Genomic DNA, 26,581 nt, shown 5'->3' on the forward strand with positions numbered 1-26,581 from the left:
GGAGCAAAAATGGAAGAAAGACAGCTTGCCATCCATGTGGAGGGCTTAAATAAAGTATATAAACTCTATGATCATAACAGGGACCGTCTGGTGGATTCCCTGGGCCTGGCCCGCAAGAAAAGGTACAGGGAGCATTATGCCCTGCGTAATGTGGATTTGGATATTTATCAGGGGGAATGCGTGGGGATAATCGGTACCAACGGCTCCGGTAAATCCACAATTCTTAAAATCATTACGGGCGTACTCAATGAGACGGACGGCGTGGTGGCAGTCAACGGGCGGATTTCCGCGCTGCTGGAGCTGGGCGCCGGCTTTAACATGGAGTACAACGGGATTGAGAACGTATATCTGAATGGAACCATGATCGGGTTTTCAGAAAAGGAAATAGATGAAAAGCTTCAGGATATCCTGGATTTTGCGGATATCGGAGAATATGTATACCAGCCCGTCAAAACGTATTCCAGCGGTATGTTTGTAAGGCTGGCTTTTGCTGTGGCCATCAATATCGATCCGGAAATCCTGATTGTGGATGAAGCGCTTTCCGTTGGCGATGTTTTTTTCCAGGCAAAGTGCTATCATAAGTTCGAAGAATTCAAGAAGCAGGGAAAGACCATTCTTTTTGTCAGCCATGATTTGAGCGCCATCAGCAAATACTGCGATCGGGCCGTACTGCTCAATCAGGGCGTAAAGCTGGGTGAGGGCAGCCCCAAGGAAATGATTGACGCCTACAAGCGTGTGCTGGTGGGACAGTATGAAATGCCCGAAACAGGCGGCAAAGGCGGACTGCTTCAGGATAAGGACATACGGGCCGCTGCAGCAAAGGCGGACGGCGGTACGGTCAATGAGAATGTTTTCGGAAACGGCAGCGCTCAGGAAAACAACAGTAAAGAAAACAACGGTAAAGGAAACAACAGCGCGGAAAACGAAGCCTCCGCCAGTGAAAAGTCAGGTCGGACTGCGTTGAAAAAGCATCCCCGCACGCAGGCGCAGGGAGTAAATCCTCAGGCGCTGGAATACGGAACGAAGGAAGCGGAGATTATAGATTATTATGTAACGGACGGAAATGGTGTGGAGACAACAACCATATTGAAGGGTGATCCCTTTACCATGCATATGAGGGTGCATATCCACGAGGATGTGCCCGCGCCGATTTTTGCGCTTTCCATTAAAAATATCAAGGGCGTGGAAATTACCGGGACGAATACCATGGTGGAGCGGGCGTTCCTGGAAGGGGTAAAGGCCGGGGAAGAGCTGGAAATTACTTTTTCACAGAAGGTGAGGCTGCAGGGCGGCGATTACCTTTTGTCCCTGGGAGTGACCGGATATAAGGGAGATTCCTTTACGGTGTACCACCGTTTGTATGATATTATGAACCTGACCGTGATTTCCGACAGGGATACGGTGGGATACTTCGATATGGAATCTGATGTGAAGGTTGCCAGATTATAGAGTGCGAAAGGCAGGGGCCAAAGATGACTGAGCAGATAGGGAAAGTGAAACTGGACTTATCCTTTTACCCCGGAGAAGACTTCTACTGTGACGGAACGGTAGAGGATGAAATATTGGATATTGTAAAAAATTATCCGCCGGAGGAATACCAGAAAAAAATAGAGGTAAAGCGCAGCTGGCCTGTGTTTTATCATCTTTCGCCGCAGCGGGAAAATATTGCGGCCTGGCTTCCCATGGATAAAAATACGAAGGTGCTGGAGGTAGGCAGCGGTATGGGAGCGGTCACAGGAGTGCTGGCCCGTAAGGCCGGCAGTGTCACCTGTGTGGATTTATCCAAAAAGAGGAGTCTCATCAATGCCTATCGCAACCAGGAATATGACAATGTAACGATTTATGTGGGGAATTTCAATGATATAGAACCGATTCTGCCCTGCGATTACGATTATGTCCTGCTGATAGGCGTTTTCGAATACGGGCAGAGCTACATTCCCACGGAAACGCCCTTTGAGGATTTCCTGAACATTAACCAGAAGCATGTAAAAAAGGACGGCAACCTGGTCATCGCCATTGAAAACAAGATGGGGATGAAGTACTGGGCCGGCTGCGCGGAGGATCATTTATCCCGGTTTTTCGCGGGGATTGAGGATTATCCTGACGGCGGCGTGGTGCGCACCTTTACCAGGAACGGGCTGGAGAAGCTGATGCGTAAATGCGGTGTTGCGGACTATCATTTTTACTACCCTTACCCGGATTATAAATTTGCCGACACCATTTATTCCGACAGACGCCTTCCCAAGGTGGGCGAGCTGAGCAAGAACCTGCGGAATTTCGATGCGGACAGAATGCTTCTTTTCGATGAGAAAAATGCCTTTGATATGGTGATCCGGGAAGGCATATTCCCCATGTACAGCAACTCCTACCTGGTGATGACAGGGCCTGCGCCGGACACCGTTTATACGAAATTCTCCAATGACCGGGCGGATATTTATGCTATCCGTACGGATATTGTGGAGCAGGAAAAAAGGCGTGTCGTCCGCAAAATACCGGATTCCCCGGCAGCGGCCGAGCATGTGGAAAATATAGCGAAATTTTATAAGGAACTGAAAAAAAGATACGAAGGAAGCGGACTTTTTATAAATGAATGTCATCTGATAAAGGACGGGAAGGGCCTGCCGGAAGTACAGCTTGAATACCTGGAGGGCTGTACGCTGGAGGAAATGATGGATGACTGTCTGGATCGGGAGGACATGAATTGCTTCCGCAGCCTTTTCGGGGTATATCTGGATAAAATCCGTTACAGGGCGCAGGTGCCGGTATCGGATTATGATCTGGTATTCGGAAACATTATTGTAGATAAAGAGGGCCGCTGGAACCTGATTGATTATGAGTGGACCTTTGAGGAATGTGTGGATTCCAATGCGCTGGCTTTCCGTGCGTTGTACTGCTATCAGATGGGAGACGGCAAGCGTAAGGGACTTCCTGTGGAGGAATTCCTGAAGGAACTGGGAATCAGCGAGGAGGCGGCGCAGGAATACCGGGCCAGGGAACGGCGTTTCCAAAAGGCCGTTACGGGCAACCGTGTGTCAGTTTCCGATATGCGGGTGCTGCTTGGCAGGAGGGCGATCCCCTGGCAGGAGTTTTTTTCAAGGCTTGATCGCAAAAAGGTGGAGATATTCGAAGATTACGGCGCGGGCTACAGCCCGGAGCATTCCTATCATCATTTTCCAAGCTATCTTGTGGATGATCACATGCGTATCAGTGTGCCTGTGAAGGAGGGCGTCAGGGGAATCCGTATCGATCCTGCGGAAAGCTCCTGTATTGTACGCATGGAGAGCGCCGTGCTGAACGGCATGGAGCTGCCGTTGTCGGATCCGGCTTATCTGGCGATGAACGGATGGGAGCTGACGCCGAAAAAGGATCCCCATCCCGTATTCTTTTTCCACAGCAATGATCCCAACATCAATATCCGGCTGGATAAAGTGCCGGAGGGCGGCGACGGGATTTTAGAGGTGGAGTTCGAGATAGAATGGCTGTCGGAGGAAACGGCGTCCGCGGTGGATGCCAATCTCAAAAGGAGGCACTGGTTTTGAACCTGAAGAAAATATTGCAGGCTCCCATGCGGAGACGACAGACTTTAAAATATGAAAACAGAATCGTAAGTCAGACGGTTGCCTATCATGACTGGATTCTGAAAAAGGAACAGCAGGAAAGGGAAGGCTCTGTCCTGCTCGGGCAGGATCTTTCCATGGAATATATCGCCTATAGCGGCTGCGGGGAAAAGTTTTCCTTAAAGGAGGTTGAGGCGGACATTGCGGTGTTCTATGGGGACGGCGGAAAACCGGAGAAGGAAGAAATGGCCCTTCTTGCAGATTATTTTGCCAGACATCCAAAGGCGCTGCTGGTTTATGCGGACGAGGATGAAATCGACAGCGCTTCAGGAGAACCCAGGCGCCGGAATCCATGGTTGAAGCCGGACTGGTCCCCGGATACGCTGATTTCCTATTTTTATTTCGGGAACCTCTTTGCGGTGAGGACTAAAAGCCTCCAGGATATCCCGTGGCTGGGCTCCGGGGATTTCAGAAGCAATCTGTATGATTTCTGTTTGAAGGCGGTGGAAAAGGCGGGGGAGGCCTGCCATTTTGACAGCGTGCTTTTCCATAATACAAGCCCCATCCGTCCTTTCGGTATGGAAGAAAAATATGAAGAGCTCAAAAGCGCGGCATACATAAGACGGGGATGGCCCCTGAAGGCGGAAGGCATGGTTTCCATTGTGATTCCCTCCAAGGACAATCCGGGCGTCCTGTCCACATGTATCCATTCCGTGATGGAAGCCAGCACCTACCGTAATTTTGAAATCATCGTCGTAGATAACGGCAGCAGTGAAAAGAACCGGAGGCGCATTGAACTCATGCTGTCCTTGATGACGCCGGAGTGCCGGTTCCGTTATGTGTATGAGCCCATGGAATTTAATTTTTCCGCCATGTGCAACAAAGGCGTGGGGCTGGCGCGCGGCGAATATGTAATGCTTTTGAATGATGATATAGAAATTATCCAGGAAGACTGGCTGGAAAAAATGATGCGTAAGGCCGTGCTTCCCCATGTGGGGGCGGTGGGTGTGAAGCTTTTCTATCCGGGCAGCCATACCATCCAGCATGCCGGCATCACCAATATCCGTCTTGGCCCGGCCCATAAGCTGCAGTTTCGGGATGACAGGACGGATTATTATTTCCTCAGGAACCGTCTGGCCTTTGATGTGCTGGGCGTGACCGGGGCCTGCCTGCTTGTGAAAAAAAGTATATACGAGGAGGCCGGAGGTCTGTCCGAGGCGCTGCGCGTGGCCTTTAATGATGTGGAATTCTGCTATCATGTCTATGAGATGGGCTATTATAATGTGATCTGTAATGATGTGGCGCTTTATCATCATGAGTCCTTAAGCCGGGGCATGGACGACAGCGTGGAGAAGCTGAAACGCCTCCATCAGGAGCTGAACATGCTTTATGAGCTGCATCCGGATATTTACGGACGGGATCCTTTTTACCACAGATATCTGGTGAAGGATGTGCTGGATCAGGAATTTTACGCCGGAAACAGATATGAGTATACGGATCGGCTGGATACCGTGGAGCCGGAAAGCCTGCGGGATGGTTTACGTCCGGAGTGGTGCAATGAGGTGCTGCGCATGGGGATTGAATTTGCCGGTGATCTGTGTAAATGGGAAACCGGCCGCAGCGGCGGCGGAAATTATTTTATCCAGGGCTGGTGCTATGCGCTTCAGGTGGACAACAGCCAGTATCGTTTTAACCTTCTGTTAAAGCCGGTGGATCGGGGCGACGGCCCGTCGGCGGAGAATGGTGGGGAGGAAGGCGCTGTGTGGAAGCTGCCCGTCAACAGGCAGTACAGGCCGGATATCCAGGAAAATCTGGGCCATCTGCAGATGGTGGCGCTTACAGGCGTATGCCTGCAGTTTGGAAGAGAGGCGCTGCCTGAAGGGGAATACCGCATCGGCTTCCTCTGGGAGGACTGCTGTTCCAGGCAGAAGCTGTATCAGTGGACGGCGGAAACCATGGAAATCGTACACTGAGCGGCAGCTGTGAGGATGTCGGCCGTCGGCCGTCCGGCTGTATGAAAAGGAAGGCGGCCGGATGCACCGTACTTTGAGAGGAGCAGGACAATTCGTATGGATCAGAAGAAAGAAAAGAACGGCGGACAGGAATCGGTCGTGCCGGAAAAGGATTATAAAGAGGCTTACGAGCAGGAGCATTATAAAAGCACCTATCTTGCGGGCCGTGTGGCGGAGCTGGAGGATCAGGTGGATGACCTGCAGTTCAAGCTGGACAGAATTAAAAACAACCCTGTCTGGAAAGCGAGCACGCCGCTGCGCAAATGCATGCATTTTGCCATCCGCCAGGTGGACCGTGTGAAAAACTGCGGCAGCATCGGCGGTGTTGTGACGAAGATGAAGTATAAAGCCAATGAACGCAAGGCCATGAAGCATTACGGTACGGAGAGCTTCCCCTCGGAAGAGGAAAGGAAGCGGCAGGAGGAAACCGTTTTTCCCAATATGGTGAAAATCAGTATCCTGACCCCTCTCTGGAATACGCCGGAAAATTTCCTGCGGGACATGATCGGCTCCGTGCAGAAGCAGACCTATGGGAACTGGGAGCTGTGCCTCGCGGATGGTTCGGATGATGCCCATGCTTATGTGGGAGAAATCTGCAGGGAGCTGGCGGGGAAGGATGAACGAATCCGTTACAGGAAGCTGGAAAAGAACGAAGGCATTGCAGGAAATACCAACCAATGCCTGACAATGGCCACGGGAGAATATATCGGCCTGTTTGATCATGACGATATGCTGCATCCCTGTGTGCTTTTTGAATATGTCAAGGCAATCAATGAGAAAAATGCGGATTACGTTTACTGTGATGAAGCCACCTTTAAAAACGGCGACATCAACCAGATGATTACCATGCATTTTAAACCGGACTACGCTATCGACAACCTGCGGGCCAATAATTATATCTGCCATTTCAGCGTTTTTTCCAGAAAGCTTCTGGATGGGACCGAGCTGTTCCGCACGAAATTCGACGGCAGCCAGGATCATGATATGATTCTGCGGCTTACGGATAAGGCGGAGCATGTGGTGCATGTGCCAAAGCTTTTGTATTACTGGAGACTGCACGCAGGTAGCGTCGCCTCGGGAATCGAAGCCAAGCCCTACGCCATTGAATCGGCAAGGGGTGCGGTGGCGGATCATCTGAGAAAGCATGGTTTTGAGCATTTTACCATCACAAGCACCAGGGCCTTTGAGACCATTTTCAAGATCACCTATGAAATCATCGGGGATCCGAAGATATCCATTATCATCCCCAATAAGGATCATGTGGAGGATCTGCGCAGATGTGTTACTTCTATTATAGAGAAGTCCACCTATGACAATTACGAAATCGTCATTGTGGAAAATAACAGTGAAACAAAGGAGATTTTCTCCTATTACGAGGAGCTTAAGAACAATCCTTCCATAAAAATTGTAACCTTCAAGGGGGCCTTTAATTACTCTGCCGTGAATAATTTTGGAGTGGGCGCGGCCACGGGAGATTACGTCCTGCTTCTGAATAACGATACGCAGGTCATAACCGTAAACTGGCTGGAGGAACTGCTTATGTACGCACAGCGTGAGGATGTGGGTGCTGTGGGCGGAAAGCTGTATTACGCGGATAAGACCATCCAGCATGCCGGCGTGGTAATCGGCCTTGGCGCCCACCGGACGGCGGGGCATACACATTACCGTCAGAAACGGGAAAACCTGGGGTATATGGGAAGGCTTTGCTATGCGCAGGACGTTTCCGCGGTAACCGGGGCCTGCCTTATGGTGAAAAAAAAGCTGTATGAAGAAGCCGGCGGCCTGGACGAAGGCTTTGCCGTTTCCCTCAACGACGTGGATTTCTGCCTGAAGCTGCGGCAGCTGGGCTATCTGAACGTATTCACCCCTTTTGCGGAGCTGTATCATTATGAATCCGTGTCCAGGGGACTTGATACGGATGGGGAAAAGGCGGCGCGCTATAATGAGGAATCCGCCCGTTTCCGGGAAAAGTGGAAGGTGCAGCTGGAGGCGGGGGATCCCTATTACAACCCGAATTTTACGATGGATAAAAGTGACTTTTCTTTACGGGTATAAAAAAATGTAGTATACTGAACAAGGACAGTATGACTTCTTCAACGATTGAGATCAGAGATAACCGCCCGGCGGGGCGGCACATTTGCTGCACAGGCCCGCGGAAGCGGAAGAAAAGGAGGAGAAACACATGGGATATATGGAGGAATACAAATTCTGGCTGGAAGCTCCCTATTTTGACCCGAAGACAAAAGAGGAACTGAAGGGAATCGAAGGAAACGAAGCGGAGATCGAGGACCGGTTTTATAAGGAACTGGAATTCGGCACCGGCGGCCTGCGCGGCGTAATCGGCGCGGGAACCAACCGCATGAACATTTATACGGTAAGAAAGGCCACACAGGGCCTGGCAAACTATATTTTAAAGCAGGGCGGAGAGAAAAAGGGCGTGGCAATTGCCTATGACTCCCGTTTCATGTCCCCTGAATTTGCGGACGAGGCGGCTCTGTGCCTGGCGGCCAACGGCATTAAGGCCTATGTTTTTGATGAATTACGGCCCACACCAGAGCTTTCCTTTGCGCTGCGCACCCTGGGTTGCATCTCCGGAATCGTGGTAACGGCAAGCCATAACCCGCCGGAATATAACGGCTATAAGGTATACTGGGAGGACGGCGCCCAGGTGACCGCGCCCAAGGATAAGGAAATCATCGATGAGGTGAAGGCGGTTACCGATTATGCCGATGTGAAGACCATGGATAAGGATGCCGCCGCGGCAGCAGGGCTTTACCAGGTAATCGGCTCCGAAATCGACGATGCTTATATGGTAGAGCTGAAAAAACAGATCATCCATCCCGAAGTGATTCAGGAAATGGCTGATGATATCAAGATTGTATACACCCCCTTCCACGGCACGGGCAACAAGCCGGTCAGAAGAGTGCTTTCCGAGCTGGGCTTCAAGCATGTATATGTGGTTCCGGAGCAGGAGCTTCCTGATCCCGAATTTACCACGCTGGATTATCCCAATCCGGAAGATCCCAAGGCATTTACGCTGGCGCTGAAGCTTGCTAAGGAAAAAAATGCGGATATCGTGATGGCAACCGATCCGGATGCCGACCGTCTGGGCATTTATGCGCTGGATACAAAGAGCGGTGAATATGTGCCGTTTACAGGAAACATGTCCGGCATGCTCATTGCGGAATACATCCTGAGGGAACGCACCGCCACAGGGACCATGCCCGCCAACCCGGCTATGGTGAAAACCATCGTTACCACTAATATGGCAGACCCCATTGCGGCGGATTACAACGTAAAATTGATTGAAGTTCTCACAGGCTTTAAATTTATCGGGGAACAGATCAAGCTGTTCGAGCAGACCGGCTCCAACAACTACGTATTCGGCCTGGAGGAAAGCTACGGCTGCCTGGCAGGAACCCACGCGAGAGACAAGGATGCCGTTGTGGCGGTTATGTGTCTGTGTGAAGTAGCTGCATGGTGCAAGAAGCACGGCCTGACACTGTGGGATCAGATGCTTGCCCTCTATGAAAAATACGGATATTTTAAAGAGGATCTGTACACCATTACCTTAAAGGGCATCGACGGCTCCAGGCAGATCGGGGAAATGATGGATAAGCTGAGAAAGAATCCTCCCGCCCGTTTTGGAGAGCTGGAGGTGGTAAATGTCCGCGATTACGAGACAGGAATTACCAGGGAGCTGGCAACCGGGAAAGAAACCCCTACGGGACTGCCCAAGTCCAATGTCCTGTATTTTGACCTGACCAACGATTCCTGGTGCTGTGCAAGACCTTCCGGAACCGAACCCAAGATCAAATTCTACATGGGCGTTAAGGGAACCAGCCTGGAGGATGCGAAGGCTAAGAACGAAAAGCTGACGGAAGAACTGAAGGCAGTGATCGAAGCATAAAGCAAGGGAAGCTGCAGGGACGTTATTATTCTACGTGTACGGACTGCGCAGTGTATGCGCAGTACCCTGACGGAAGCTTATTTTTACAGTAATGAATATCACGGCGCAGAAAGCCGGCAGGTATCGGTGCCCATCCGTTCTTTTTCGGGTGGACACCGCTTCTTGCACTTTAGAGTTTAAAAACAGGAGAGTTGCATGGGACATATTCTGAACCTGTCCAATTTCACAAAGGCATTCCGTTATCTGAAAAAAAACGGCTTGGGCGCGGCATTTTCTGCCGTGGAAGAACGTATTTTACAGGAGCGTTCCCAGGCGGAGGAGGCCGGAGGCAATGGTACGGGCAGCCGGTACCAGCCGCCCACTGAGACAGAACTGGATGCCCAGCGCAGACGCAGCTGGCCTGATCCGGTGCTCTTCAGCATTGCGGTGCCGGCTTATGAAACAGATCCTGTTTACCTGAAGGAGCTTTTGGATTCCCTTCAGGAACAGACCTACCCCTGCTGGGAGCTTATCCTGGCGGATGCGGGCACGGGAGACAGTGTCAGAAAAGCGGCCGAAGCCAGGGCTGATGAGAGAATCCGCTACATCAGGCTGGCCTCGAATGATGGAATTGCCGGAAATACCAATGCGGCGATAGAACTGGCACAGGGAGCCTATATCGGCCTTCTTGACCATGACGATATTCTCACCCGGGACGCTCTTTACGAAATGGCCTGCGCCTTGGAAAAACAGGAACAAAACGGAATACATCCCGTATTTTTGTATTCCGATGAAGATAAATGTGACGGCGAAGCGCAGAATACCTACGAGCCCCACAGAAAAAAGGACTTTAACCTGGATCTGCTGCTGTCTAATAATTATATCTGTCATTTCCTGGTGATGGACGCTGCGGTTATGAAACGTCTGCGTCTGCGCACCGGATTTGACGGCGCACAGGATTATGATCTGGTGCTTCGCGCGGCGGGACAGGTTCTTGAAGGGACGCCCGAGGAAGCCTATGTCCATATCCCAAAGATCCTCTACCACTGGCGCTGCCACCGTAATTCCACGGCCTCCAATCCTGCCAGCAAGACCTATGCCTATGAAGCGGGGAGGAGAGCCCTTGAGGATTTTGGCAGGGAACACGGCTGGAAAGTGCAGGCGGAAGATACCAGGCACCTGGGCTTTTACCGCCTGGAGTTTATGCCGGACGCGCTCAGCCAGCGCAGTGATCTGGGCGCTGTAGCCGGCCCCCTCCCTTCCAGAAATGGCCGTCTGGTGAGCGGAATTTACGACGAAGCGCCCGATTCCACCGTTACCATGCGCTATGACGGCCTTAAACGCCGCTTCAGCGGGTACATGCACCGGGCGGTCCTCACCCAGGATGTGGAGGCCGCAGACATCCGCACCATGCAGGTCCGGCCTGAATTCAGGAAGGATTTGGATCTGGCCCTGCAGGAAATACGCGCCGGCGCCGATCCGGTCAGGACAAGCATTGCCTTCTGCCTGACCTTAAGAAAACGAGGCTTCCGCATTCTGTGGGATCCGGACAGGAAAGAGGGAATCCATTGAAAACAACCGTAGTTATCCCCAATTATAACGGCATACAATATCTGGAAAACTGCCTCCGCTCCCTGGAACACTGCTTCCCGGAGCACGGCGGACCCACATTTGCAGTCATTATCGTTGATAACGGTTCCGACGACGGCAGCGCGGAAATGGCGGAACGTCTTTTTCCCTGGGTACGTCTTATCCGTTTTCCGGAAAACAAAGGCTTTGTGGAGGCTGTAAACGAGGGAATCCGACAGTCGGCAACTCCTTATGTCTTCCTGCTGAACAATGACACCACCGTGGATCCCGGCTGCATCCGCAGGCTGGAACGCCGCATGGACAGCGATCCCGCCCTTTTTTCCGTCGCAACCAAAATGCTTTCCATGACACAGCCGGACGTCATGGACGGCGCCGGAGATCTTTACAGCGCCCTTGGCTGGGCCTATGCAATAGGAAAGGGACGGCCATCCGCCGACTACAATGCTCCCGTGCCCGTATTCTCCGCATGTGCAGGCGCCGCCCTCTACCGCAGGGAATACCTGGAAAAAACCGGGCTACTGGACGAAATCCACTTTGCCTACCTGGAGGATGTGGATCTTGGCTACCGCGCCCGAATCCTGGGCTATAAAAACTGTTACGAACCCACTGCCAGGGTGTACCATGCCGGCAGCGCCACCACTGGTTCCCGCTACAACCCTTTTAAAATTGCCCACTCCTCCAGGAATAACATATACCTCATTTACAAAAACATGCCATTCTTCCAGTTATTGCTGAACCTCCCCTTCCTGGCCGCAGGATTTTTCCTGAAAATCCTCTTCTTCTGCGCCAAAGGCTATGGAGGCGTATACCTCAAGGGCATGGGCCAGGGCTTCAGACTCTGCGCAACGCCCGAAGCCCGCGCCCGAAAAGTCCGTTTCAAACCCGCCAATTTCGGGCACTATATAACCATACAGCTGGAACTCTGGCTCAACATGTTCCGCCGTATATAAGCCGCCGGCTTAAAAAGCACACAAACCGCCGGAAAAATATTTTGATTTTTAAAACTTTCAGACAACCAATTACATCTTAATATAAGACACACCTTAGCCTCCCTCAATCTGCTCCGGCAACTCATAACCGGCTTTTGAAAACTCTCCGGCGTTATGTCTGTGGTACATCAGCTATCGCCGCCCGGTATGGGTCCGCTTCGGATGGGATGGGGCATGGGAGAGGGGGATTTTCAAATGCCTGGGAAGCCTTGGAGCTGATTCTTAAAGCCTGAAACGGCAGCTTAACCTGCCAATACGGCAGCTGTCTGAGGAGCGCCAGCGACGAGTTCCTGCCGTATCAAGGTCGCCCAAGCTGCCGTTTCAGGCTTTTAGAAACAGCCCAAGGCTGATATGGCAATTGAAAATCCCCCTCTCCCATGCCCCATCCCATCCGAAGCGGACCCATACCGGGCAACAATACCTAACGCACCACAGATACAACATCACACTGTCGTAAAATGGCGATTAAGGAAAATTTAAGTTGTGCTTTTAAGATTATTATTGTACAATACAATTTGTATATGGGGAAACAGGTGAAGCCATGATTAAGGACAACCAGCAATACTTTAACCGATTGCATGTCATAGTAGATGCATTTGTTATTGCAGGCTCCTATATACTTGCGTGGTATTTGAAAATAGGGAGCAATTTAAAAGATACGGGTCCTGAGGTGGGCGTGTTGGATATGAAGATATATTTCAGCGCCCTGTATTTTGTTGTGCCGGGATATCTGATTTTGTATTACTGGTTCAAGCTTTACTCACCCAAACGGGTTCAGCGCAGTGAATCGGAAATCGTTAATGTCTGCAAGGCGAACATCGTTGGCGTGACAGTTTTTCTGGCGGTGCTGTTTACGGTAAATAATACCTTCAGTTCCTTCCAGGTGCACGATTTTTCCCGTGGCATGGTTGGTATTTTCTGTGCCGTTAATACGGTAAATACCCTGCTCATGCGCGCCCTTATCCGCTATATACTGTATTATGTAAGGAAAAAAGGTTACAATCTCAAATACATTCTTCTGGTAGGATATTCCAGAGCGGCGGAAGAATATATCAACAGAATCAATTCCAACCCTCAATGGGGATATGTGGTAAGAGGAATTCTGGATGATAAAGTGCCCAGAGGAGCAACCTATAAGGGAGTGAAGGTATTAGGATCAATTGACAACCTTCTCTATATTTTACCGGAAAACAAGCTGGATGAAATCGCCATCACGCTCTCCCTGGAAAGCTATGACAGACTGGAGGAGCTGGTGGATTTATGTGAAAAATCGGGTGTCCATACCAAATTTATACCGGATTATAATTCTCTGATCCCAGGAAAGCCTTACATGGAGGATCTGATGGGGCTTCCGGTAATCAATATCAGGTATGTGCCGCTTTCCAATACGCTCAGCGCACTGGCGAAGCGCTGTGTGGATATTGCAGGATCTTTTTTCGGACTGATCCTGATATCGCCGCTTTTGCTTGTTGTGGCGCTTCTGGTGAAAGCTACCAGCAAGGGGCCAGTTATATTCAAGCAGGAAAGAGTAGGGCTTCATAATAAAACCTTTATGATGTATAAATTCCGGACGATGCGGCAGCAGCAGCCCGGCGAAGAGAAGAAGGGCTGGACAGTGAAGGGCGATCCAAGGATTACCAGAGTTGGGGCATTCCTGCGCAGAACAAGCCTGGATGAACTGCCTCAGCTGTTTAATGTCCTGCTGGGGGATATGAGCCTGGTGGGGCCAAGACCGGAACGGCCTCAGTTTGTGGAGAAGTTCAGGGAAGAAATACCCCGCTATATGATAAAGCATCAGGTGCGCCCCGGAATGACCGGCTGGGCACAGATTAACGGCTACCGGGGGGACACGTCCATCCGCAAGCGGATTGAATATGATATATACTACATTGAGAACTGGAGCATGGCCTTTGATATCAAAATCCTTTTTCTTACTTTTTTCAAAGGATTTATCAATGAGAATGCTTATTAGAAATACAGGAAACAGGAGAAAAAAGTATGGCATCATCATCGCAGAGAGGTAATGGAGGGAACCGGAACAGCGGCTCAAGAAACAACGGTTCCCGTAACAGTGCGTCACGCAGCGGCAGCTCACGCGGACGTGATGAATACAGAGAGCCCCGCAGAGGCGGTTATCGTGACGAGTATGATGAACCCCGCAGAGGCGGTTCCCGTGACGAGTATGACGTACCCCGCAGTTCCCGTGGCAGTTATAACGATGGAAGGAATACCGGCGTAAAAAATGGTGGTTCCAAAGGGAAAAAGAACATGTCCAAAAAGAGAAAGGCCAGAAAGACAAGAAGAATTGTAATGTTTACGGTGGAAATGGTCGCTCTTGTTGTGCTGGCAGTTGTTCTCTGGGCGGTGCTGAAACAGACCTCCATTCAGAAAATCAATGTTAACGAAGAGGACATTGTAATCAACGATACAGTAGAGAATAATACAGCTATGAAGGGATACCGTAATATCGCTTTGTTCGGTATTGATGCCAGAAATGATAATCTGGATAAAGGAAACCGTTCCGATACAATAATGATCGCTTCTATCAATCAGGATACGGGAGAAGTGAAGCTTTGTTCCGTATACCGTGATACGTATATGAATCTGGGTAATGATAAATACAGCAAATGCAATGCTGCCTATGCGGCTGGCGGGCCGAAACAGGCGATAGATATGCTGAACATGAACCTGGACATGAATATTACCAATTATATCAGCATTGGCTTTGAGGGTTTGATAGAGACCATTGACAGCCTGGGCGGAATACAGATTGATGTTAAGGAAGATGAAATCAAGCATTTGAACAATTACCAGGCCAGTATGTTCAGTACGGAAACCAAGGAAAAATTAACGGATAATTATGTCAAGGTAACGCAGCCCGGCCTACAGACACTGAACGGACTGCAGGCTACGGCGTACTGCCGTATCCGTTATACGGCAGGGGATGATTTCAAGCGGGCGGAGAGACAGCGTACCGTACTGCTTGCCTGCTTTGAAAAGGCGAAGACCGCTTCCGTATCCACTTTGAACTCGATACTGGATTCGGTTATGCCGCATGTGGCCACCAATTTAAATACGGCGGAGATGCTGGAGGTATTGGGAGAACTGACCAAGTATAAGGTAGTGGCAACCGACGGCTTCCCGTTTGAAACCAACAGGGTTACCGGAAAGGTCGGTAAGGCCGGAAGCTGTGTTATCCCCACCTCGCTGGAGGATAATGTAGTGCTTCTCCACAAGTTCTTCTTTGAGCAGGAGGAATATACACCTTCTCCGTCTGTGAAGAGCTACAGCGCTATTGTGTCAAGGGATACCGGAAGGTAACCGGAAATCAGGACAAAAAAGAAGATATTACCTGAAATGAGCTAAAAGGGGCCAATCCAAGGCCCCTTTTTCTAAAATTTAGGATAACTGTTTATAGTTATTCTTATGTGCTTTAATCCGGCAATGAATGATGCTGGCCGGAAGGAAAGGGAAGTTACGAATGAAGATTGATGTTATTATCCCTGTATACAAGCCGGAGAAAAGGTTTTTGGAGCTGATCAGCAGGCTGGAAAAACAGACTCTGAAGCCGAACCGGATCATAATAATGAATACGGAAGAAAAATATTTTGAAGCTCTTCTGTATGGTACAGATTTTGCCAGGGAGCATCCGAACGCCGAGGTGCACCATCTTTCCAAGTGGGAATTCAATCATGGTGGAACCAGAAATGATGGAGCGGCCCGCAGCACAGGGGATATTTTCGTATGCATGACTCAGGATGCGCTGCCGGCCGACAACAGGCTTCTTGAGGAGCTGACGGCGGCGCTGAGCGCGGAAGAGGACATTGCTGTTTCCTATGCAAGGCAGCTGCCTGAAAAGGACAGCGGAGAGATAGAAAAATACACCAGGCAGTTTAACTATCCGGAGGAGAGCTGTGTAAAGGGGAAAGGGCAGCTGCCTGAAATGGGAATTAAGACCTATTTCTGTTCCAATGTGTGCGCTGCTTATAAAAAAGAGGTTTTCCGTAAGCTGGGAGGCTTTGAACGGCATGTGAATTTCAATGAAGATATGCTGTTTGCGGCCAAAGCGGTGCAGGCGGGATGGAAAATTGCTTATTGTGCCGGGGCGAAGGTGTACCACTGCCATAATTATACCTGCGCAGAGCAGTTTCACCGTAATTTTGACAACGGAGTGTCCCAGGCGCAGCATCCGGAGGTTTTTAAGGGGCTTCCTTCCGAGTCGGAGGGGGTTAAGCTGGTAAAACAGACGGCGGCCCATTTGTGCAGTATCCATAAGCCCTGGCTTGTACTGCGGCTGTTTGCGGAAAGCGCGGCCAAATATGCGGGATTTTTCCTGGGGAGGCGTTATAAAAGCCTGCCCGCAGGCGTTGTAAGGGCCTGCGCAATGAATAAAGATTATTGGAAACAAGTGTAATGTGATTGAATGGAGGCAAGTATGTGTGGAATTGTAGGCTACATCGGTAAAAATCAGGCAGCACCCATCGTCCTTGATGGACTCTCCAAACTGGAATACCGCGGATATGATTCGGCGGGGATGGCCATTTTTGACGGCAGCAAAATCAACATCACCAAATCTGTGGGAAGACTGAAGGTATTGCAGGAGCTTACCCATGACGGGGCGACGATGCCGGGAAATCTTGGAATCGGCCATACCAGATGGGCGACCCACGGGGCGCCCAGTGATGTGAATTCCCATCCGCATTTTAACGAAAAGGGCACAATTGCCGTCGTACATAACGGAATTATTGAAAATTATCTTCCGCTGAAGAAAAAACTGGAAAGCAAGGGCTATCATTTTATTTCGGAGACGGATACGGAGGTCCTGGCCCATATGCTGGACTATTATTACAAGGGAGATCCCATGGGGGCTATCGTAAAGGTGCTTCATCGTGTGGAAGGCTCCTATGCGCTGGGAATTTTGTTCTCGGATTTTCCCGGGGAAATGTTTGCGGTAAGGAAGGACAGCCCGCTTATTGTAGGGCAGAGTGGGGAGGGCTGCTTTATCGCCTCCGATGTGCCTGCCATACTGAAGTATACCAGAACGGTCACCTATATTGACAATCAGGAAATCGTCCGTCTGACTCCGGAAGGACTGCACATCTATAATGTGGATGAGGAAGAGCTGGAAAAAGAAAGCGTTACCATCGACTGGGATGCGGAAGCGGCGGAAAAGGCCGGCTATGAGCATTTTATGCTGAAGGAAATGTATGAGCAGCCAAAGACGGTAACCGATACCATAAGCCCCAGGATCAGGAAGAATGATATCGTCATTGAAGAGCTGGGAATGAGTGATGAGGATCTTCTGTCCGTAAGGAAAATCCATATCGTTGCCTGCGGCTCCGCTTATCATGCCGGAGTTACCGGGAAATATGTGCTGGAAGGGCTGGCACGTATACCGGTGGAGGTGGATCTGGCCTCCGAGTTCCGTTACCGCAACCCGATCCTGGAGGATGGGGGCATGGTGGTGGTGATCAGCCAGTCCGGGGAAACTGCGGATACACTGGCCGCGCTGCGGGAATCGAAGAAACGTGGCTTTAAGGTTCTGGGCATCGTCAATGTGGTGGGAAGCTCCATCGCCAGGGAGGCGGATAATGTTATGTATACCTGGGCAGGACCGGAAATTGCGGTAGCTACGACAAAGGCCTATAGCGCCCAGCTGATTGCGCTCTATCTGCTTGCTTTAAAGCTGGCTCGGGTGAGACACACGGTAACGGAAAGAGAATTTGAGGGTATGCTGGAAGATCTGGGCCGTCTGCCCGATCAGATAGAACTTCTTCTGAATAATAAAAACAGGATTCAGAGATTTGCCAACAGGTATATTGCAGCAAAGGATGTTTTCTTTATCGGCAGGGGAATTGACTATGCCATTTCCATGGAAGGCTCTCTGAAGCTGAAGGAAATTTCCTATATCCACTCGGAGGCCTATGCGGCGGGAGAACTGAAGCATGGCACAATATCCCTGATAGAGGAAGGAACGCTTGTGGCGGCGGTATCCACGCAGCCCTCGCTGTACCAGAAAACCATCAGCAATATGGTGGAGGTAAAATCGAGAGGCGCATTTGTGCTTGCCGTGACCTGTGAGGGAAACAGGGAAATCGAAAAAGCAGCGGATTATGTAATCTATATCCCGCAGACCAATCCTTTCTTCGCCAATTCGCTGGCGATTATCCCGCTACAGCTTTTCAGTTATTATGTGGCGGTTGGAAAGGGCTGTGATGTGGATAAGCCGAGGAATCTGGCAAAATCTGTTACTGTGGAATAGTATTTCTGGCGCTAAAGTTTAATGCTATTTTTAGTAGATATATTTAGTTTATTAAAAAAACTGTAACGTATTAAATCGTTGCAGTTTTTTATTATTGTGTATAAAATTTTAGTGTTCTAAGGTCAGAATAATAGGTTGATCATAATCACCCGCTTTTTCACCGAAGAGATTAATGCCGCCGCAATATTTACTTGATTCTCGACATTCAATACGAAATTTAATATAGCTTTTTAATTCAACCATTAATTCCTGAATTTTTAGACTGCTTACATATTCTCCATTGATGAAAGTGCCATCCTGGTTTATCTGCCAGGTGACTAATTTACCATATTGTGTTAATCCACTTTGCCAGAATTGAGGGGTATAAATACCGCGTCTTGCCCCAAAGTCACCAGCTGAATGGTAATGGCCACAGCTTCTATCATTAATGGAAAGATAAATATCCGAAGGATAATTTTCATTATATCCAGGTGCTTCTGAGCATAGCTCCATCGATAAAGAAAGTTGTTTGCATTGTTTATGTTTAGGAAGGATATTGGGGACTTTGTATTCAAGAAATCCCTTGGCCATCCATATGAGTTGTGCATTTATTTTATCAAAAAGATAGAAAGAACGAAGCTCGTCTTCTGTACCAATAAAACTATCTTCGGATATAAGGCCGCATGGCATTTCAGCATAACAGTCAGTATAACTTCCTATTGGAATTTCTAAAGAAGATATATGATTGATGCTTGGTGAGGAAGAGCGCAATATTATATTTACCAAAAATTTTTCAACATAACATATTTTAAATACAGAGCCATTTCTGATTATTCTTTCTGAGCGTATTATTCCGGCATCTTCCAAAATTTGAATATGCACACCAGCAGAGGATTGAGGAAGGTGCAGTTGTTCAGCAACTTCCTGAACTGAAAGGGGATTTTGGTACAATAATCCTATGATATCAATCCGTGTAGGGACAGAAAGAGCTTTAGCCACCTGGCACAGAAGTTCTTTATTCTCCGAATTTAATTCAAATAAACCTGAAGATGACATGTTCATTCCCCCTGTATTTTTAATATAAAATATTATACCAACAGTATAATGGGTTGTCGATTTCAAATATAATTTATTAATTGCTCCATAAAAACTGTTGTGATAATAGTTTTTTATAATAATATTTTTACAAAACAGAAAATATGGTTTGATATAGAAAAATGCCATATATTTTAAATAAAATGAGATATAATTGATTGACATATACAAAAGTTAACAATATATTAGTTGTATAATTTAACAAATTTATTATGGAGGGTCGCACATGAGAAAAATGATTGGGGTAACTTTATTGGTAACTTTGACGATGTTGTTTGGGGGATGCAGTTCCGGTGGAGAAGCTGCACCGCAAAATGTTGCGGATAATACTGGAGATTCAGGTGTTGTGGAAACTACAGCTGCTCCCGGTGATGCCGTTGTTCCAGAAGGAAAGAAGGGGACTCTGGAAATATGGACTATGTTCACAGGTGCAGATGGGGCTGCGTTTCCTGATATTGTGGATAAGTACAACGCCACTAATCCAGATTATACCGTATTACACCGTCCTATGACTGCAGAAGATTTATATTTAAAATTACAGATGGCCGAAGCTTCAGGTGAAGGAATTCCCGATATGGCAATGAACCATATAGAGAGGGTTCCCTTATATCAGGAAGAGGGAAGAATTTTGGATTTAACCCCCTATTTAGAAGCATCTGATATTAAAAAGGATAATTATAATTCGAAAGCATGGGAAATGACTGATCTCAATGGCGGGCATTATGGAGTTCCTTTGGATGTACATTCTTATGTATTGTGGGTAAATATGGACTTATATGAAAAGTACGGATTAAAGGATTTGGACGATGGAGTTCTTACATGGGATGAATTAGCAGCTACTGCAGAAGTGGTTAAACAGGATAATATTATACCTATTGGTTTAAGCTGGTTCCGTCCTATATTCTTAGGATCCTATGCACAGTTAGGTGGAACCCTCAGTGAAGATGGAACAAATCCTTCTTTTAATAATGAACTTGCTGTTCAGACTCTGGAACAATATTGCAGTTTGGTGCAGGATGGAAATACTCAGAAGGACGGAGACGATTCTTGGAAAGCATTTTTAGGCGGAAATGTTCTTTATGAACCTGAGGGAGTATGGATGTATAATGCTGTACGGGATTCCGGATTAAATATAAAGGCCTATGACTTTCCTGTATTTACGCCAGAAGAAAAGGGGAACTGGACTTCATCACATCAGTTTACCATACCGGTACAGCCAAAACAGGATGAGGAACGAGTAAAGGCTTGCCTTGATTTCATTAAATTTGTAGAAGAAAATGCAGCAGATTGGTCAATTGCAGGTTTGGTTCCAGCTGCCAAGAAAGCGTTGGAGAGTGAAGAGTTTACGAAAATGCCTCAATATTTTCTGGCATCTGAAAGCGAGGAATTAAAAATTTATAACTATAAATATTATGGATATGCGGTGGACGCATTGGATAAAGTTCTGGGTGATATTATGTTTGGAAAAATTAGTATTGAGGATGGACTTAAGCAGGCTGAGATGGAAACAAAAGATAAAATTTCAATGGAATAAATTCTAAAAATATTAACGGGCGGCACTGATACATATCAGTGCCGCAACAAGAAAGGAGGGTATAATGGAAAAAGGTAAAAGCAGAAAAAAAGGATCTAAGGCACATTATTTTTTTCTCGCACCACATATGCTTATATTCATTATCTTTTTCTTCATTCCTTTTATTTATGGAATATATATATCTTTTACAAAATGGGATATGTTTTCAAAACCGCAATGGATTGGTTTTGAAAATTACTTGACACTATTTACTAATAAAGATTCTTCGTTTTACAGGCAATTTTGGAATGGTTTTGGCAATACATTAAGATTTGTAATTATGATTGTGCCATTTCAAATTGCTGTCCCTTTGATTATTGCTTTGGCTCTTTATGCAAAGCCCAAAGGAGCCAGAATATTTCAGGGTATTATATATATACCCACATTGTTCTCAATTTCAGCAGTTATTTTAACTTGGTTTTTTATTTTGCATCCAAGTTATGGACTGATAAATAAATTGTTTGGACTGGAAATAAATTGGTTTGGAGAACAGCCGTATGCCTGGACTTCCATAATTATAGTAACTATTTGGTGGATTATCGGTTTAAATATGGTTATTTATGTAGCAGCTCTTGGAGGAATCGATTCAAGCATTATAGAATCGGCTCAAATTGACGGGGCGGGGTGGGGGAGAAGGATTATTCATATTTATATTCCTTTAATTAAATTCCCTTTATTATTTACTATTTTATCCGCAACTACTTCTCAATTTAATATTTATGGTCAACCTTTAATGTTAACAAAGGGAGGACCAACTGAAAGTACGTTTGTACTCATTATGTATATTCGAAACTTAGCTTTTGGTTCAGGTAAGCCTATTGCAGGCATTGCCTCAGCAATGGCTGTTATATTAGGGTTTGTAATAGGAATCTTTTCGGTTGCACAAATGATAGTTCTTATTAAATTGCAAGACGAATAAAGGAGAATCAATGAAAAATAAAAAGTTTAATTTTGAAAAAGCAATATCCTTTATTATTTTGCTTATTTTTTCGATTTTATTTTTAGTACCTATTATATGGGTATTTCTTTCGGCATTTAAAGTAGATGCAGAACTTAATCGGGCAGGAGGATTTTTGTTTTTGCCTAAAACTTGGACGTTGCAAAATTTTATTGAAGTATTAGATCCTAAAAATGTGAAAGTCCCAATTTATAAATGGTTTGGAAATTCGGTTTTAGTGTCCGCAATATATACCTTGCTTTCAATACTTATTGTTTCTATGTCGGCTTATGCTTTTGGTAAACTTAAATTTAAAGGAAGAAATTTTCTTTTTTTAACAATATTATTTATTTCGTCTTTTCCAAGCATAGTAAATATTGTGCCTCTTTATCATACCATGAAACTATTAAAATGGGTAAATACTCCCATGGCGTTAATTTTTCCGGGTCTGGCAGGTACATTTAATATTTTTTTGGTAAAACAGTTTATGATAGGAGTGCCGGATAGTATAATCGAGGCCGGAAAAATTGATGGCGCTGGTGATATACACATCTTTTTTTCTCTCATTTTTCCGATACTAAAACCTATTCTGGTTGTAGTTGGCATATTTAGTTTTACCGGGATTTGGAATGATTTTTTATGGCCTTCTATTGCGATTAATGATATTGAAAAGCTTACATTAACGGCAGGGTTGCAGTTAGCCAGGGGAACTTATGAAACTTTTGTATCAAAGCTAAGTGCTGTATCGGTGGTTTCAATTGTTCCTATGATTGTTTTATATTGCTTTGCTGAAAAATGGATGATAAAAGGAGTTCAAATATCGGCAGGCGTGAAGGGATAATGATTAGCAGAGGAGAAAGGTTTTATGTGGTCAAAAAACGAAATAATGGAGTGGTATGAAAGACAGCCGTGGATTGTAGGATTCAATTATGTAACATCTAATGCAGTCAATAGTACAGAAATGTGGCAGGAAGAGAGTTTCTCTCCAAACTTGATTAGAAAAGAGTTAATGGCAGCAGCAGAATTGGGTTATAATTCATGTCGGATATTTCTTCAGTACATTTTGTGGAAAAGTGAAAAAAGGACATTTCTAAAAAATTTTGAAATTTTTCTGCATATAGCAAATGAATGCGGATTAACCGTGATGCCGGTATTATTTGATGATTGTGCATTCTCTCATAAGGAACCTTATCTTGGAAAACAAGATTATCCAACTAAAGGAGTCCATAACAGTGGTTGGACACCAAGTCCTGGATTCAGAATTGCTGACGATAAAAACGAGCGCCCTTTTTTAAAGGAATATGTATCAGAAATAATTGAAAGTTACAAAAAAGATAGAAGAATTCTTTTATGGGATCTGTATAATGAGCCAGGTAATAGTAACAGAAATGAAAAGTGTCTTTCTTTATTAGAAGATTCTTTTAACTGGGCACGTCTTTGCGAAGCTGATCAGCCATTGACAGCAGGCATATGGGCGTTTCGGGATTTCGATATGGAATGTGTCGGCTTATCTGATATAATAACATTTCACGATTATACCGCTTTGCCAAATACAAAAAAACGTGTTGAAGAATTGCTTATTTATGGTAAACCTATGATCTGTACTGAGTGGATGAATAGGATTGCTGATAACAGAATTGATACTCATTTGTCTTATTACAAAGACAAAAGGATTGGAGTTTTTAATTGGGGACTGGTAAAGGGAAAAACGCAGACTTATTTAAGTTGGGATGCTGAAGAAAATTGTATAGATGGTGAACCAAAGATCTGGCAGCATGATATCTTTTTTGACAACCTTGAACCATACAGCAAATTAGAAGCAGGAATAATCAAAGAACTAACTCAAAATGAAAATATTAAAATTAGAATTCCGATAAGGGAAATGACACATGAATTAATGGATGAATTAGAGAATAAAGGATTAATTTTACGGTTGTATCCTTCGCATCATCGTAATATAGTGGATTTGGATAAAAGTGTAGGCAAAGACATCTATATTAGCAGTAAAAAAGCAGGAGCGCATAAATTACTTTCGGTAACTATTAACAGAACAGATTTCAGCGCTTTTGGTATGCATGACGAAAATGAGGAAGTGCTTCTGATAGGAGGAGAGGGAGAAAAGGAGCTATTCATCTTGTTTGGTCTTGGCACGTGGGATAGTTTCATGAAAAAAAAGAAAGAAAAAACACTATGTGAAGATGATTTTATTTGTGTTCATTGTAAATATAATGATCCTTTTGTCAGTTTTTTTACAATATGCAAAGGAGTTCTTCATGGGGAGGCAGTAGCGGGGGAAATGGGGATGCCTGCGACATTTTATGTGACTGAACCATCTGATATTAAATTAATGATATTTCCATTTAATAATTATAAAATTACATTTTAAAAAAATGCCAATGGGTTTAGGTGTAACCCATTGGCATTTTTTTTAAATGTAAGTATTGGATGTGATAAGATTTTGAGGTTAATATTAGGAATTTAACATATTTTCTATAGATTTATCACAGAAAGAACACAATTCCTGTATATACTGTAAATAAAGCTTGGGATAAACCTGAAATGATAAAGGAGAAAAGAGGTAAGCGATATGTTTGAAAACAATAATTATTCAAATGAAAACGTGAATGAACAAAATAATTCGCAGACTGTCCAGAGCGGCAGTGATGCTGCTCATACAGAACATAATAACGGACAGACGGCCGGCGGCGCTGCTGGCAATGCGGACAGTACCGGCAATACCGGAAGCTATACAGGAAGCGGCTATACAGGAGGTTATTCGGGAAGCGGCTATACGGGCGGCTATTCCGGGATGAATGCGGGCGGCTACCAGAACGGCGGACAGGGCGGTTACCAGAACAACGCAGGTTACCGGAGCGGCGCGGGAGCGCAGGGCGGATATCAGGGCAGCCCTTATCAGAATGCGGGACAGAACGGAACAGGACAAAACGGCGCCGGACAGGGAGGCATGGGGCAGAACGGACAGCCTCACGGCAGCTACAGCGGTTATGGCAGCTATCAGTCCCAGCAGGGAAATTACCAGTACGGCAGTACTTTTTCCAATAACGATTATGGCGCTGCACCCGGAGGCGGGCGTCAGGGAAAGAAGCATAAGGAGAAAAAGCCCAGGAAGCCGATGAACCCGCTGATGAAAAAAGTGATAGCTGTGGTGGTATGCGGCGTATTTTTCGGTGTATGCGCAGGAGTCAGCTTCCTTGCGGTGAATTCTCTTGGAAATGATAAGCAGCCCAAGGAAATCACCCAGGCCACTGCAGATGGAGCGGAGAATGCGCAGGATACACAGGAGTCTGGCGCAGCGAATGATTCGGGAATCAAATCCACAGTAACGCAGGGAACCTCCAGCGCGGTGGTAACGGATGTGACAAAGGTGGTGGAAGCTACCATGCCTTCCATCGTTTCCATAACAAATCAGATGATTATTTCCGGCACGGATTTCTGGGGACAGAATATGGAACAGGAGCAGGAAGCGGCGGGCAGCGGTATTATTATCGGTGAAAATGATAAGGAGCTGCTGGTGGTGACCAATTACCACGTGGTTGCGGATTCCACTAAGCTTTCTGTGAAATTTATTGACGATGAAGTGGTTGAAGCGCAGATTAAGGGAACCAGCCCTTCCATGGATCTGGCGGTGATTGCCGTTAAGCTTGAGGATATCAACAGCTCCACCAAGGGCAGCATTGCCATTGCGACTATGGGCGATTCCGATACACTGAAGGTAGGCGAGCCTGTTATAGCCATCGGCAACGCGCTGGGCTATGGGCAGTCCGTAACCACAGGCGTGGTCAGCGCCCTGAACCGTACGCTTGAGGTAAGCGAAACGGGTACCAGCAATGCATTGATTCAGACCGATGCGGCGATCAATCCCGGTAACTCGGGCGGCGCTCTGCTGGATATCAAGGGCCAGGTTATCGGTATTAATTCCAACAAGATCGGCGGAAGCACCATTGAAGGTATGGGTTATGCCATCCCGATTTCTTCTGCAAAACCGATTATAGAAGAGCTGATGAACCGGGAGACCAAGGAAAAGGTAGATGAAAGTAACAGAGGATTCCTGGGAATTTCCTGTATCAACGTAACAAAGGCCATGGGTGAGGCATATGGTATGCCGGAGGGCATTTACGTTGCACAGGTATATCCTGCCACAGGCGCGGATAATGCAGGTCTGGTAAAGGGAGATATCATTACCGGTTTTGCGGGCGCTACGGTAACAACGCAGGATGATTTGACCAATTCCATGCAGTATTATGCTGTAGGAGACACTGTTGAGTTAACCATTATGCGCGGTAACCCGACGGAAGGCTATCAGGAGCAGAAGGTGAATGTAACCCTTACTTCCCAGGAAGCCATGAATACATCCGGCAGAAATTAAAGCCGGCGGGAAATTATGGATATAGAGCCCATTCGGCGGATCTCAGGCGGATTTTGGGTCTGCTGAACGGGTACAATAAATGAAGCGGCTGCAATAAATGAAGCGGTTACAATAAATCGAGCAGCAATAAAGGAAGCAGCTGCAATTAATTACAGTAAGAAACGGCCTTGTTTTTAAAATACAGCCGTCAGATGAGGACAGATGCCCGGCAGTAAGGGCGCCTGTCCTTGTTTTTGCCTGTTTTATTTAGTTTGTTTATAGAAACTTAACTTGTATGGATATACACGATGATTTATAATGAAAACAGTTGC

At 46.7% G+C, this 26,581-nt stretch carries 17 protein-coding genes; 16 read left to right on the forward strand and 1 reads right to left on the reverse strand.

Going from position 1 to position 26,581, the window contains the following annotated elements; all coding sequences use genetic code 11:
* The first annotated feature begins 9 nt into the window (after positions 1 to 9).
* The 11 genes from DXC51_RS20365 (at position 10) to glmS (ending at position 18,299) form a co-directional block, all read left to right on the forward strand.
* On the forward strand, positions 10 to 1,449 hold the full coding sequence (locus DXC51_RS20365; protein ID WP_021638984.1) for an ABC transporter ATP-binding protein: 1,440 nt from the start codon (positions 10 to 12) through the stop codon (positions 1,447 to 1,449).
* Positions 1,450 to 1,493: 44 nt separating this feature from the next.
* Positions 1,494 to 3,539: a class I SAM-dependent methyltransferase gene (locus tag DXC51_RS20370; RefSeq protein ID WP_243003241.1), complete on the forward strand. Its 2,046-nt coding sequence runs from the start codon at positions 1,494 to 1,496 to the stop codon at positions 3,537 to 3,539.
* Entirely contained in the window at positions 3,536 to 5,530 is a 1,995-nt protein-coding gene (locus DXC51_RS20375) for a glycosyltransferase family 2 protein (RefSeq protein ID WP_181970145.1), read from the forward strand. The genes DXC51_RS20370 and DXC51_RS20375 overlap by 4 nt, the downstream gene beginning before the upstream one ends.
* 96 nt (positions 5,531 to 5,626) lie before the next feature.
* Positions 5,627 to 7,624: a glycosyltransferase family 2 protein gene (locus DXC51_RS20380; RefSeq protein ID WP_117545278.1), complete on the forward strand. Its 1,998-nt coding sequence runs from the start codon at positions 5,627 to 5,629 to the stop codon at positions 7,622 to 7,624.
* Positions 7,625 to 7,751: 127 nt separating this feature from the next.
* Positions 7,752 to 9,479, forward strand: a complete 1,728-nt coding sequence (locus DXC51_RS20385; RefSeq protein ID WP_025488567.1) for a phospho-sugar mutase — start codon at positions 7,752 to 7,754, stop codon at positions 9,477 to 9,479.
* Between the two features lie 195 nt (positions 9,480 to 9,674).
* The gene (locus DXC51_RS20390) at positions 9,675 to 11,030 is read left to right on the forward strand and encodes a glycosyltransferase (protein ID WP_117545279.1); all 1,356 of its coding nucleotides are present in this window, start codon (positions 9,675 to 9,677) and stop codon (positions 11,028 to 11,030) included.
* The gene (locus DXC51_RS20395) at positions 11,027 to 11,998 is read left to right on the forward strand and encodes a glycosyltransferase family 2 protein (RefSeq protein ID WP_117545280.1); all 972 of its coding nucleotides are present in this window, start codon (positions 11,027 to 11,029) and stop codon (positions 11,996 to 11,998) included. Before DXC51_RS20390 ends, DXC51_RS20395 begins: the two co-directional genes overlap by 4 nt.
* Positions 11,999 to 12,578: 580 nt before the next feature.
* A complete protein-coding gene (locus DXC51_RS20400) occupies positions 12,579 to 14,009 on the forward strand; it encodes an undecaprenyl-phosphate glucose phosphotransferase (protein ID WP_117545281.1) in 1,431 nt (476 codons plus the stop codon).
* Between the two features lie 26 nt (positions 14,010 to 14,035).
* Positions 14,036 to 15,358: an LCP family protein gene (locus DXC51_RS20405; RefSeq protein WP_117545282.1), complete on the forward strand. Its 1,323-nt coding sequence runs from the start codon at positions 14,036 to 14,038 to the stop codon at positions 15,356 to 15,358.
* 160 nt (positions 15,359 to 15,518) lie between these two features.
* Positions 15,519 to 16,451 (forward strand): glycosyltransferase family 2 protein, encoded by a 933-nt coding sequence (locus DXC51_RS20410; RefSeq protein WP_102287601.1) that lies wholly within the window; start codon positions 15,519 to 15,521, stop codon positions 16,449 to 16,451.
* Between the two features lie 21 nt (positions 16,452 to 16,472).
* Entirely contained in the window at positions 16,473 to 18,299 is a 1,827-nt protein-coding gene (gene glmS, locus DXC51_RS20415) for a glutamine--fructose-6-phosphate transaminase (isomerizing) (protein WP_035323520.1), read from the forward strand.
* 108 nt (positions 18,300 to 18,407) lie between these two features.
* Here the strand turns inward: glmS and DXC51_RS20420 are convergent, their stop codons facing one another.
* Positions 18,408 to 19,334 (reverse strand): ArsR/SmtB family transcription factor, encoded by a 927-nt coding sequence (locus DXC51_RS20420; protein ID WP_181970146.1) that lies wholly within the window; start codon positions 19,332 to 19,334, stop codon positions 18,408 to 18,410.
* Positions 19,335 to 19,599: 265 nt separating this feature from the next.
* On the opposite strand from DXC51_RS20420, the gene DXC51_RS20425 reads away from it, so the two are divergent.
* The 5 genes from DXC51_RS20425 to DXC51_RS20445 all read left to right on the forward strand — a co-directional run bounded on the left by DXC51_RS20425 (position 19,600) and on the right by DXC51_RS20445 (position 26,270).
* Positions 19,600 to 20,907, forward strand: a complete 1,308-nt coding sequence (locus DXC51_RS20425) for an extracellular solute-binding protein (protein WP_021638998.1) — start codon at positions 19,600 to 19,602, stop codon at positions 20,905 to 20,907.
* A 64-nt stretch (positions 20,908 to 20,971) separates the two neighbouring features.
* A complete protein-coding gene (locus tag DXC51_RS20430) occupies positions 20,972 to 21,865 on the forward strand; it encodes a carbohydrate ABC transporter permease (RefSeq protein ID WP_021638999.1) in 894 nt (297 codons plus the stop codon).
* A gap of 10 nt (positions 21,866 to 21,875) precedes the next feature.
* A complete protein-coding gene (locus DXC51_RS20435) occupies positions 21,876 to 22,724 on the forward strand; it encodes a carbohydrate ABC transporter permease (protein ID WP_021639000.1) in 849 nt (282 codons plus the stop codon).
* Positions 22,725 to 22,748: 24 nt separating this feature from the next.
* The gene (locus DXC51_RS20440) at positions 22,749 to 24,269 is read left to right on the forward strand and encodes a glycoside hydrolase 5 family protein (RefSeq protein WP_117545284.1); all 1,521 of its coding nucleotides are present in this window, start codon (positions 22,749 to 22,751) and stop codon (positions 24,267 to 24,269) included.
* Between the two features lie 201 nt (positions 24,270 to 24,470).
* On the forward strand, positions 24,471 to 26,270 hold the full coding sequence (locus DXC51_RS20445) for a S1C family serine protease (protein WP_243003242.1): 1,800 nt from the start codon (positions 24,471 to 24,473) through the stop codon (positions 26,268 to 26,270).
* Positions 26,271 to 26,581 lie beyond the last annotated feature (311 nt).

The organism is Eisenbergiella massiliensis (assembly GCF_003435485.1).